The organism is Butyricimonas sp. DFI.6.44 (assembly GCF_022132345.1).
Lineage (GTDB): Bacteria > Bacteroidota > Bacteroidia > Bacteroidales > Marinifilaceae > Butyricimonas > Butyricimonas muris.
This window is the reverse complement of the sequence record NZ_JAKNJD010000008.1, coordinates 210,150-222,362: the sequence shown is the minus strand read 5'-3', so window position 1 is coordinate 222,362 and position 12,213 is coordinate 210,150. Positions and strand designations below refer to the sequence as shown.

10 protein-coding genes are annotated in these 12,213 nt (G+C 45.3%); 3 read left to right on the top strand and 7 right to left on the bottom strand.

Annotation, left to right across the window (positions count from 1 at the left end):
• Positions 1 to 1,257 carry an agmatine deiminase family protein gene (locus tag L0M98_RS12750; protein WP_227216283.1) on the top strand — a complete coding sequence of 419 codons (1,257 nt, stop codon included), beginning with the start codon at positions 1 to 3 and terminating at the stop codon, positions 1,255 to 1,257.
• 180 nt (positions 1,258 to 1,437) lie between these two features.
• On the opposite strand, the gene L0M98_RS12745 is transcribed toward L0M98_RS12750, so the two are convergent.
• Together L0M98_RS12745 and lon are read right to left on the bottom strand one after the other, a co-directional pair.
• Positions 1,438 to 2,550 (bottom strand): Fic family protein, encoded by a 1,113-nt coding sequence (locus L0M98_RS12745; protein ID WP_227216282.1) that lies wholly within the window; start codon positions 2,548 to 2,550, stop codon positions 1,438 to 1,440.
• Between the two features lie 162 nt (positions 2,551 to 2,712).
• Complete coding sequence (lon, locus tag L0M98_RS12740; protein ID WP_099290623.1) at positions 2,713 to 5,127, bottom strand: endopeptidase La; 2,415 nt, start codon at positions 5,125 to 5,127, stop codon at positions 2,713 to 2,715.
• Positions 5,128 to 5,346: 219 nt separating this feature from the next.
• On the opposite strand from lon, the gene L0M98_RS12735 reads away from it, so the two are divergent.
• Positions 5,347 to 6,522, top strand: coding sequence for a GlmU family protein (locus L0M98_RS12735; protein ID WP_227216281.1), 1,176 nt, complete (start codon positions 5,347 to 5,349; stop codon positions 6,520 to 6,522).
• A gap of 54 nt (positions 6,523 to 6,576) precedes the next feature.
• Here the strand turns inward: L0M98_RS12735 and L0M98_RS12730 are convergent, their stop codons facing one another.
• On the bottom strand, positions 6,577 to 6,840 hold the full coding sequence (locus L0M98_RS12730) for a type B 50S ribosomal protein L31 (RefSeq protein WP_099290812.1): 264 nt from the start codon (positions 6,838 to 6,840) through the stop codon (positions 6,577 to 6,579).
• 218 nt (positions 6,841 to 7,058) lie between these two features.
• Complete coding sequence (locus tag L0M98_RS12725) at positions 7,059 to 7,814, bottom strand: Fic family protein (protein ID WP_099290621.1); 756 nt, start codon at positions 7,812 to 7,814, stop codon at positions 7,059 to 7,061.
• A 175-nt stretch (positions 7,815 to 7,989) separates the two neighbouring features.
• On the opposite strand from L0M98_RS12725, the gene L0M98_RS12720 reads away from it, so the two are divergent.
• Complete coding sequence (locus tag L0M98_RS12720; protein ID WP_099290620.1) at positions 7,990 to 8,487, top strand: 3'-5' exonuclease; 498 nt, start codon at positions 7,990 to 7,992, stop codon at positions 8,485 to 8,487.
• Here L0M98_RS12720 and L0M98_RS12715 read toward each other — a convergent pair.
• Genes L0M98_RS12715 through sppA form a run of 3 tightly spaced genes read right to left on the bottom strand, consistent with a single transcriptional unit; the run spans position 8,482 to position 12,141 of the window.
• Positions 8,482 to 9,294 carry a purine-nucleoside phosphorylase gene (locus L0M98_RS12715; protein WP_186976864.1) on the bottom strand — a complete coding sequence of 271 codons (813 nt, stop codon included), beginning with the start codon at positions 9,292 to 9,294 and terminating at the stop codon, positions 8,482 to 8,484. The two genes, L0M98_RS12720 and L0M98_RS12715, sit on opposite strands and share 6 nt — an antisense overlap.
• Positions 9,269 to 10,321, bottom strand: coding sequence for a tetraacyldisaccharide 4'-kinase (lpxK, locus tag L0M98_RS12710; RefSeq protein ID WP_227216280.1), 1,053 nt, complete (start codon positions 10,319 to 10,321; stop codon positions 9,269 to 9,271). The genes L0M98_RS12715 and lpxK overlap by 26 nt, the downstream gene beginning before the upstream one ends.
• A 14-nt stretch (positions 10,322 to 10,335) precedes the next feature.
• Positions 10,336 to 12,141, bottom strand: a complete 1,806-nt coding sequence (sppA, locus tag L0M98_RS12705) for a signal peptide peptidase SppA (RefSeq protein WP_186976860.1) — start codon at positions 12,139 to 12,141, stop codon at positions 10,336 to 10,338.
• Between the last annotated feature and the right edge of the window lie 72 nt (positions 12,142 to 12,213).

The following is a 12,213-nucleotide window of genomic DNA, read 5'->3' as shown; positions in this document are numbered from 1 at the left end:
ATGAACATCGAATTCATCATCGGAACCCTCCTCGGGGTAATCGGAATCATCCCTATTCTAATCTCGGTTGTTAGATGGATGAGGAAATCCGATTTATCCCGGTTGATGGAAAAACTCGTCGATAAAGAGATTTCTCGAAAGGAACATCAGAAAATTTTGCGTGTCATGAACAAAAGGCTATTACTCTCCGGTTACAAGAAGCTGGGCGACGAATACATCAACCAATTCACCCTTGGTAAACGGGGCAAAGAAGCCGTTTTTGAAGAAATGTGTCTGCAAAACCGTATCGAACCGACTCCCGAGTTGTGTCGAATGTTCTTGAAGGCTGATGCTCCGTCCATTCGTGAACGCTATTACCGTCAGGTTGATTCCCCGTCCGCCACTCCCGTCACGTCAAGAGGTGCCGAAAGTACGAATAGCTACCAAGTTGTCTATATGTCCGAATTGTTACTGGAAAAATACCCGATCACGTGTCGTCAACTAACGGGAATCTTGGAAAAACATGGAATTCCTTTCCGTTTCTTGAAAGGCACAAAAGATATCTGGTGTCGGGATTATATGCCAATACAAACGGCATCGGGCAAATTGGTGCAATTCCATTACGAACCTTCTTATTTGAAGGGTGAGGAATGGGAAAGTTCCCGTTCGGATGTTAAGGAAGTCTGCCGGAGCAATGGTTTTCACCCGATATTCTCTAGTATTAACCTTGACGGGGGTAATGTCTTGTTGTGCGAGGATCGTGCCATCATTTCCGACCGGGTATTTACCGAAAATCCCGGGTACCCGGACAAGCAACAATTGATAGCGGAAATCGGGGAGTTGTTGGAGGCGAAAGTGATCGTGATTCCCGCTCAAAAGGGAGATATGACGGGGCACGCGGATGGAATGGTGCGGTTCGTGAATCGTGACACCCTCCTTGGCAATAACCGATTGGATGACTACAAATACTGGCGGGATGGAATCGACAAGGTGTTGAAACAATATCATTTAGAGTATGAAGACGTCCCTTTTTTCTGGGATTACAAATCTCCCGCTCATCCCCATCACGCTATCGGTATTTACGTGAATTATTTGGAAGTGGGTAATTTGATTGTATTACCTGTTTTCGAGGTTTCCGGTAACAAGGATGCTGAGGCTGTGGAACGTTTCCGGCAAATCTTCCCCGATCGCGTCATAGAAACTATAAACTATAACGAAATCGGCTTGGAGGGAGGGTTGCTGAACTGTACGACTTGGGTGATGCGAGAGGTCGTGTAGGGGATATCCCCGTCCGTTACGGTTATCAAGTATTGATTAGGTATTGACTATCTATTGACCATGAATTGTGAATACAATAGTTAGTCAATACTTATTTAATAGGTAATTAGTACTTCAGAACCGGAACGAATGGTGAAGTCATGAATAAAACCCTGCAACACGAGTGAAAAAGAGGTGAGGTTATTCTACGTTGTCTTTAAGTAAGTAGTTTGCGCTTCGTCCGCCACCATCTGCTGATATCAAGATACCTTTCTCTATAAGATCGGTTATATCTCTGAGTGCTGTTGCTTGTGAAGTTTTGGTTATTTTTGCCCATTTCGAAGATGTGAGTTTGCCTTCAAAGCCATCCCAAAGACGGTTTATAATTTTTACTTGTCTTTCGTTCATAGATACTTCTCGGTGTCTTTGCCAGAACGAAGCTTTCTGAACAACTCTTTTCACGACATTCTCGGAGTGAAGAATAGCTGACTTCATCGTCAGTAAGAACCATTCAAGCCAGAGAGTGATGTCTGTGGTGCCTGTCGTGGTCTTTTCCAATACCTCGTAATAGCGTTTTTTTTCTCTGAGTATTTCTGCTGACATACTGTAAAACCTGAGTGGAATCCCATCAGCCTTCGCGAGTAACATATCCGTGAGCGTTCTGGTTAAACGCCCGTTTCCATCATCAAATGGGTGGATTGCCACGAACCACACGTGTGCAATTGCGGCTTTTAACACGGGGTCTATACTATTCTCCTCGTTTACCCAAGCAACGAATTCATCCATCATAGTTGGTACTACATCGGATGGCGGGGCTTCATAGTGAACTTTCTCCTTGCCCATTGCGCCGGAAACCACCTGCATCGGTTCCGCTCCGACCCTGTATGCTCCGACGGTTATTGGGTATATTCCGCTTCTTCCTGTAGGGAAAAGGGCCGCATGCCAATTGAATAATCTCTCGTTTGACAATGGCTTCCCGCTATTCCTGACGGCATCTAACATCACTTGCACGACTCCTTCCGTGTAATGGTCTGGTTCTGGCAACCCTTCCGTTTCAATGCCTAGGTGTTTTGCAATAGATGAGCGTACTCGATCTGAATTCAGTACCACGCCCTCGATTTCATTAGAACGCAATATGTCTTCTGTCATCACGTCCAATGATGTCTTGTTTTGGATATCGAAACCCAATCCTCCCATTAATCCTTGTATCTTCCCTTCGAGGTTACGAACTTCTGAGAGTAGAGTGATGAGTCTGGAATTGTCCCACGTGAATTTTGTCCAAGTTGGATATTGCCATATATATGTTGGTTTCATATTGGTGCGATTATTTCACAAAGATAATTCCATGATGTGAAAAAACAAATTATTCTCTTCAAATTTTGATGAGAATAGTGCCAGTATTCAAATCAAGCGATTTGAACTAGTCAGTCATGTGGGTTTACGTCTGAGTGTTTCAGACGTAAACCCCAGTTATTTTTAAATCAATGCGATTTCCAGTACTTCCCGGATGTGGTTGACGAAATGGAAGGTGATACCCGAAACGTATTCCTTTTTGATTTCGTCGATGTCTTTTTTGTTCTCGCAGCAGAGGATAATCTCTTTGATTCCGGCTCGCTTGGCGGCGAGGATTTTTTCACGGATGCCGCCTACCGGAAGGACTTTGCCGCGCAGGGTGATCTCTCCGGTCATAGCAAGAGCTTTTTTCACTTTTCGTCCGGTCAGTGATGATGCCAAGGAGGTCACCATGGTGATACCTGCCGAAGGACCGTCTTTGGGTACGGCGCCTGCCGGAACGTGAATGTGAATGTTATGTTCCTCTATTGCCGCGGGGTTGATGCCCAATTCTTCGGCGTGTGATTTAATATATTCCAATGCCAGCGTGGCTGATTCTTTCATTACGTCACCGAGGCTTCCGGTCATGGTTAATTGTCCTTTGCCTTTGCTGATACTCGATTCCACGTATAGAATTTCTCCGCCCACGGCAGTCCAAGCCAAGCCTGTCACAACACCCGGTAGTTCATTTCCTTGGTATTCTTCTCTGGTAAAGATAGGAGTTCCGAGGTATTCTTCCACGGTATCTTTTGTCGGTTGCACCGTGAAGCTGGGGTCTAAGGCCACGTTTTTAGCCACTTGGCGCATAATCTTAGCCAAGGTTTTGTCTAAACCGCGCACGCCGGATTCACGGGTGTATTTGTCGATAATATAGTTCAATATATCATCCGAGAATGTGATCTGTTCTGCTTTTAGCCCGTGATTTGCCAGTTGCTTCGGGATCAGGTGACGTTTGGCAATTTCGATCTTTTCTTCCATAAGATAGCCGCTGACCTCTATCATTTCCATACGATCTCTCAACGGGGGAGCGATCGTGGAGATGTCATTCGCCGTGGCGATGAACATGACTTTTGATAAATCATAATCGATATCCAAATAATTGTCATGAAAAGCCGTGTTCTGTTCGGGATCAAGTACTTCCAATAATGCAGACTGCGGATCTCCTCTGAAATCCTGTCCTACCTTGTCGATTTCGTCCAGAATAAACACGGGGTTCGAGGTCCCTGCTTTTTTGATACTTTGTATAATCCTACCCGGCATGGCACCGATGTATGTACGGCGGTGTCCCCGGATTTCGGATTCGTCATGCAAGCCGCCTAATGACATGCGAACGAATTCCCGGTTCAAGGCACGTGCAACCGATTTGCCGAGAGAGGTTTTACCCACACCCGGGGGACCGTACAGGCAGAGAATCGGGGATTTCATATCTCCTTTCAGTTTTAACACGGCAAGGTATTCCAGAATGCGCTCTTTCACCTTATCCAGCCCGTAGTGGTCGGCATCCAGTATTTCGGATGCTTTTTTCAAATCGAAATTGTCTTCCGAATAGTGCTCCCACGGCAACTCGGTCAATTCCTTCACGTAATTGAATTGCACTGAATAGTCCGGGGTTGACGGGTTCTGGCGTTTCAGTTTTTGGAGTTCCTTGCGGAATATTTCTTCCACGTTCTTCGGCCATTTTTTCTTTGATGCGGCCTCTTCCAGTTCTTGCAGGTCTTCATCCACGGGATTTGCGCCCAACTCGTTCTGGATAGTCTTCATCTGTTGATGAAGCAGGTATTCTCTTTGTTGTTTATCAAGGTCGACCTTGACCTTTTGTTGAATATCCTCTTTTAATTCCAGAACTTTGACTTGTTTACCCAGTAGTTCCAGTAATTTGTTTGCCCGTTCTTTCAATCTGTCGATTTCGAGCAATTCTTGTTTATCCCTGTAATCAATCTCTGTGTTTGAAGATATGAAATTGACAAGGAATAACATGCTCTCGATATTTTTCAAGGCGAAGCCTGCCTCGTTGGGAATATTGCTGGAAAATCTCACGATTTTCATTGCCATATCCTTTAGGGCTTCGGAAATGGCATTGTATTCCTGATCTTCCGTGTGTATTTTTTCCTCTTCTTTCACGATGATTTTACCCACGTGATAGGGTTCATCATACAAGATGTCATCCAAATGGAAGCGTCTTTTCCCTTGGATAATAGCTGTGGTCGTTCCGTCGGGCATCTCTAGCAATCTTAGCACGGAAGCGACCGTACCTGTCGTGTACAGATCGGTTTGCTGCGGGTTTTCCGTGAGGATATCCTTTTGTGCGATGACACCGATTAACGCGCTTTGCTTGTAAGCGAAACGTACCAGTTTTAGCGATTTTTCCCTACCGATATTGATTGGGATAATTACCCCCGGAAACAACACGGTGTTCCGTAGTGGTAAAATTGGCAGAGTGTCAGGTATATTACTGTGATCGTTCAGCATCTCTTTCTCGTCACCCAGTATAGATAAATAATCCTGATTTTCCTCTGATAAATTATCTTGTAAAAAATCTTTTAAATCTATATTGCTCATTATAATCTCCTTATCTATTTGTAGTTGTTTCTTCGTGTGATTTGGTTTCTTTCGGGAGTCCCTTGATTAGCCTTGAATCAGAGGACTGCCATTTTGGCAAAAAATTCCTGAAAAATAAACCATTACTTAATAGGACAATTCCTATGCCAAAGATTTTTTGGTCGAAATAGGGTAAAAAAAGATGCAATTGTTACTTTTGCACATAAATATAAAACACAAATGAAAATAATTTTATTCGACGATAAAAGTTGGAGAACGTTGAGACCTCTTACTTTGACTCGTCCGGTATCTGAACTAAGGGTAGGGATTCTCACGATTCGAGAGAAGTGGGAAAAACGGTTAGGTGACAAGGTTGCATACCTGACCAAGGACTACCTGCAAGAAAAATACCCGTTGTCTGTGGAAGATGATAATTTGCTGATCAACGCGTCCGTGTGTCCGAACCCACGTTTGTTGGGTGAGATCGGTGGTCTGCAGCCGGGGGAAATGTTATTACAGGGCGATTGTGTAATCGCTTTGCGTGTGGATAAACGGGAGGTCGCAGCCTTTAATCCTGCCGTGTTACCGGGTTTAGTACGAAAGGAGTTCACGGGTGAATTTAATCGTGTGGAATATCCTTATCACGTGTTTTCACTGAACGGGCAAGAGTTGGAGATTGACTTCAAGTTATTGACCGAGGGACGGAAGAGTGCGCCGTTGGATAGTGGCGTGCGGGTATACGGGAAGTATCCTGTCTTCGTGGAGGAAGGTGCCGTTGTTCGCGGTGCCGTGATCAACACGGAAGGCGGTCCCGTGTATATCGGGAAGGACGCGGAAATCATGGAAGGAGTCCTCGTGAGAGGTCCTTTGGCGATGTGCGAACATGCGGTATTGACGATGGCGGCGAAAGTGTACGGTCCCACGACTTTAGGACCTTATTGCAAGTGCGGGGGTGAGGTAAATAACGTGGTTTTGCTCGCGTACTCCAACAAGGCTCATGATGGGTTCTTGGGTAATTCCGTGCTGGGGGAATGGTGTAATATCGGGGCGGGAACAAACAACTCGAACTTGAAGAATACCTACGTGGAGGTGAAGTTATGGGATTACGAAACGAGACGTTTCCGGAAAACCGGACTTCAGTTTTGTGGTCTGATTATGGGTGACCATGCCAAGTTGGGAATTTCTACAATGATTAATACCGGAACGGTGATCGGCGTGGGAGCTAACGTGTACGGGGCAGAATTTCCCCGTAATTTTATTCCCTCTTTTGCTTGGGGCGGTGCCTGTGGATTTACCGAACATATGATGCCTCAGTTTATCGCGACAGCCGAAGCCGTGATGAAACGTCGGAATAAAGTATTCGATGACGTGGATCGTCGGATTATCGAGCATGTGTTTGCTGATCCGGACAGATAAAATAAAAAAAGGAGATTCTGTGAATCTCCTTTTTTTATTTCTATTTCAGAAAGATTATTTCTTTCTGTTTTCCATGTGCGATTTGTAACGGTTCATGAACTTGTCAACACGTCCTGCAGTATCGATCAATTTGATCTTACCGGTATAGAACGGGTGAGAAGAGTTAGAAATTTCCATTTTTATCAATGGATATTCAACTCCGTCGATTTCGATAGTCTCCCTCGTTGCGGCGGTAGACTTGGTGATAGTAGTCATGCCATTAGACATATCTTTAAATACTACTAATCTGTAATTTTCAGGATGTATGCCCTTTTTCATCTCGTATATAATTTTTAAAATTGTTTCTACATTAACGGGCAGCAAAGATAGTCGATTCATTATAAATCACAAAGAAATTCAAGGACTTTTTTCGAGATGAGGTATTAAAACGTCATTTTTCCGTGAAGAGTACCGTTTGTTTGTATTTTTGGAAATAAAATGACGCCGGGGTTTACGCTTGTCAGCACGTACCTTCCGGCGTCGGGGAATGGATTATATCATTTTTGCGGGACCACTTCCTTCCTTAAGTTTTTCAGCAATTCTTCCCCCACGAAGCGCTCGAAGACTTCCGGTGTCGGGTTGTCTTTCTGCATCTTTAGAGCCGCGAGGTATTTTGCCTTGTCCTCGCCCGGAATGATAATCAAGGGTTCAAGGAACATCATCTGTATGTAGTTCATGAATAATAAAGCAACAGTGATGTTTGCCGCCCCGAAAGGCTTGATATGGGAAAAATAATAATGAAAGTCTGCTCCCAATTTTACGGTAAGTATATCATGAACGTTATTCAGTTTCTCGTTTGTTTCTTTACACAGGCTGTCCAGTTTGTCCGGTATTTGATCATAGTTTGCCGTGACGCCTTCTTCGTAGTATTCTTCACCTAAGCGGAAATCTCCCAAAGAGGTATCGTAACTGCCCACGGGAGTCGTTTCTTCTTTCCCGGTATGGTGCATTACTTTGGCACTGACCTCCCGAACGAAATCGGACGAAAGCCGCTTGCGCTGTTGGGCACATTTCATGAGGAAGAGAAAAGCGTTGCTCAAGTCTTTTATCCGTAGTACGGTTTCCCGCTCTACCTTGGGTGAAATCTCGATGTCATTCAAGATATTGAAAAAATCTTGTTTCTTTATATCCATCCCGTCCAGACGGGCAATCTCGTAAAGCAAGGTTTCCACTCTTCTTGGGGAATAACCTTTTGTTGCCAGTTTGGCTCTTCCGAGATATTCTTCTCTTGTTCTACATAGTTCTTGCCACATAATCGTTCATTTTTTCTATTTGGTACGTGGTATTTGTCGGTTTAGTTTTGTTTTTATATTTATTTGATAGATGAGATTATCTGTTGACAATACAGGGGTGGATATTGACAATAATATCGTATTTTTGTATGCTTGATTATGATTCACCAAGCGTATGCTGCTTAAAGAATAAAGTATGTTGAAGGATTTTACGGCAATAGATTTTGAAACGGCTAACCACCACCCGACGAGTGCTTGCTCTATCGGGATAGTCGTGGTGCGTGACGGTGTTATCGCGGATGAGTTTTCGCATTTGATAAAACCGGAACCGTTTTATTTTTACCGGAAATTTATCGGGATTCACGGCATTACCCCCGCGATGGTGGAAGACGCTCCTTCATTTTACGATTTGTGGGGAAAGATGGGGCGGTATTTTGACACGGAGGCGTTGGTTGCTCACAATGCCGGGTTTGATATGAGTGTTTTGAAGGCTTGTCTGGAGCGGTCGGACATCTATATCCCGATGCCCCAATCGTATTGCACGTGCCGACTCTCCCGAAAATTGGTAAAAGGTTTACCTAATTATAAACTGAACACGTTGTGCGAGCATTTCGGGATAGAACTGAATCACCACGAGGCATTGAGTGATGCCCGTGGTGCTGCTAAAATCATGATAGAACTCGGCCGTTTATAATCGGCTGATAATTTCCTTGAATATGGCTCCCATGCGTGGTTGGGCGTGGTTGCCCACGTCTTGTACTTCCGCGTGATTGGTGTCGAGTAAATCCGGAGTGGCGGTACTGTTCGTGATGACGGACATGCCGAAACATTCCATCCCCATGTGGCGTGCCACGATGATTTCCGGTACGGTAGACATTCCCACGGCATCCCCGCCTATAACGCGAATCCAATTGTACTCCGCCGGGGTTTCGAACGAGGGACCTTGCAGTCCGGCGTAGACGCCTTTCCATAATTTGATATCCAGTTTTTTCCCGGCTTCCTCGGCGAGCTTGATCAGGCGGGTACTGTATGCTTCCGCCATGCTTGGAAACCGGGGACCCAATTCGTCGATATTCTTACCCCTGAGCGGGTGTTCGGGAAAGAGGTTGATATGATCCCGGATGATCATAAGGTCGCCCGCGAGATAACTCGTGTTCACGCCCCCGGCGGCATTCGACACGAACAATGTCTTTACACCCAAGGCGTGCATGACTCTCACGGGGAAGGTTACTTCTTGCATGGAATAGCCCTCGTAATAATGGAAACGTCCTTGCATGGCGATCACTTTCTTGCCCCCGAATGTTCCGATAAGCAATTGTCCCCGGTGTCCCTGTACCGTGGATACGGGGAAATGAGGGATGGCCATGTAAGGAATGGCGTGTTCTATTTCGATGGATTTCCCGAGTTCTCCCAATCCGGTACCCAAGATAATCCCGATCGTGTGTTCTCCTTTGATATAAGGTGCCAAGTATCGGCTACTTTCTTTTATCTTGTCTAACATAGTTGTATATATTTTTAATGAGTTGGTCTTGTGATGTCAGAAATTCCGGTTCGATGGGAACATAGAATATCCGTTGTCTGATTTCATCCGGGATATTACTCAAGGCTAACCGCACGGCATCTTTTTCTGTCGTGAAGATGTATTTGTTCGGGTTGCTGATTTTGTCGTATTCCTGAATGATACGGTGAATATCCCCGTCCCGGTAATTGTGGTGGTCGGGGAAAGCGATTTGGTGTATTTGTTTGGTTAATTTTTCAAGATACTCGATGTAAGGGGCCGGTTGGGCGATTCCCGTTACACACAGGATAGCGCTGTCCGGGGTAATGGAGCAACGGCTGGTTTTATCCAGCGGGGTGATGTCCCCGTATTTCATCGTGGTGAACAGCAATTGCTGGTAAGCCATCAAGTTCAAGTGTTTCAAAATAATCCGCTTCTCGATGGGAGAAATGTTAGGCGGACATTTTGTCACGATCACGTAGTTTGCCCTGTCTTTGGCGCTTGCTTTCTCTCTGAGGCGTCCCAAGGGCAGGAGGTGGTCTTCGTATATCGGGCGGTTGTAGTCGATCAACAAAATATTGATATCCGCTTTCACGTACCGGTGTTGAAAACCGTCATCCAGAACGATAACATCCGGTTTCTCCGGCAATTGCATCAGTTTCTTGATGCCTCTCACCCGGTTGGCATCAACGGCGACCGTGATATCCGGGAATTTGTTTTTTATTTGCATGGGCTCGTCACCGATTTCGCTGGCAGTCGATGTCTCCGTTGCCAGCACGAAACCGGACGTTTTACGTTTATAGCCCCGGCTCAGGCAAGCTACCCGGTAGTCGTTTTTCAGCACGTTGATTAAGGCTTCCGTGTGGGGAGTCTTGCCTGTACCGCCCACGGTGATATTTCCAACGCAGATAATGGGAATATCAAATTCGTGAGACTCCAGTATGCCTAAGTTAAATAGTCTGTTTCTGACGCTGACACCTAGACCGTACAGGACGCTTAATGGCCATAAAGTAAGATATTTGAGCACCATGTTCTACATTCGCTTTAGTTAAAAGTGAGATCGTAAGGTATTCTGGCTACCATACCGTTTATTTTTAGTAATTCTTTTTGACTCCGGTATATATCATAGAAATCGCCCAACTCTTCTTTGACAATTTTTGCTTTTACCGTTTCGGTAAGGTTGGACAGGATATCTTCAAGCGGGTTGCGCTCCGTCGGGAGTTCCGTGATCTGGTATTCCGTCAGACCGGCTTTCGCGGCGGCAATTTGGATGGCGTCGTTCAAACCGCCCAGCACGTCAACCAACCCGATTTTTAAGGCGTCCTCTCCGGTCCATACGCGCCCTTGAGCGATCTCGTTCACTTCCTCTTTCGTCATGTGGCGTCCTTGGCTAACCCGGTCTAGAAATGTATCATATCCCCGGTTGATGTAGTTTTGCATCACGTTTCTCTCGTAGGCGGTCATCGGTCTGTCGCTGATTGGTATAGGTAACGGGTAACCACCGCCGAAATCGCTGTGGTCGTTGGTTTTTACCACGTCGGAATTGATTCCTAATTTATCCTTTATCAATTTCTCCCCGCTAAACAGCAACCCGAATATCCCGATGGAACCGGTTAATGTCGTGGGATCGGCAACGATCGTGTCGGCAGCACAGGAGATGTAATATCCGCCGGAAGCGGCAACATTTCCCATCGACGCGATGAGCGGTTTCTCTTGGGCGGCAAGCTGAACTTCTTTCCAGATGATATCGGATGTCAAGGCGCTTCCCCCCGGTGAGTTTACACGTAGTACGATAGCCTTTATATTTTTATCCTCCCGGGCCTTGCGTATGGTTTGCGCTAATTCCGGTCCGATGCTTGTAGCTGACTGTTGGAAACCGATATCCCCTTGCGCGTAGATAACGGCAATCTTGTCTTTGGCAAGGTTAATGGTCGGGAGTACGGCTCTTTGATATTTATCGAGCGTGATCATGGATAATTGGGTAGAGTCCGGAATGCCACAAGCCGTGTTCAATTTGCGGAGCATTTCGTATTCGTAGAGAGTGCCGTCGAAGAAGCCTTCTTTCACGAATTCCTCGGCAGGATATACTTGAAACTCGTTTGTCAGTCGAGTGATTTTCTCTACCGGTATATTACGGGTTACTGAAATTCCCTTGATGATATTTCCCCAGAGAGAATTTAAGTAGGTTTGCACTTGTTCACGATTGGCGTCGCTCATGTGATCTTGTAGGAAAGGCTCTACTGCCGATTTGAATTTCCCTACACGGATAACTTCCGGTTCGACGCCGATTTTCTTCAACAGATCCTTGTAGAACGATACGTTGGCGGACATTCCCGTGAGTAATAACGGGGTTTCCGGGTTCACGAATATACTGTCGGCAACGGTTGCCAGATAGTAACTTTTCTGGTCGTATCCCAAGTTCGAGTAGCTATAAATAAATTTTCCGCTTTCTTTGAATTTCAATAGCGCGTCCCGAATCTCATCAATCGTGGCGAGTGCCCCGAAGTTGGATTTTATTTCCGTCAAGTCAAGATAGATTCCCTTGATCCGGTCGTCTTTCCCGGCTTGTTCGATGTATTTCAGTATTTTATTTAACCCGGTTTGTTTGTTCATGGATAAAGACATGATATTCAGATTTTCTAACGGGTTATCGGAAGCTCTGTCCGGTATTGGATCGCTGAAGGATAATTTCAGAATAGAATTGTCCGTGACAGTAACACTCTTGCTGCCGGCAAAACTGATGAGGCTGACAGAACTGATGAACATTACCATGCAGATAATGAGCATGAATATGTTCACGATAAATACGCCGATGACGGTCGCTAATAGATACTTTAGAAAGCTTTTCATAATGTAATTTTAGTCGTTAATTATTTATTATACAATAAACGAGTTAGCTTTTTATATTGGGTACGTGAGAAT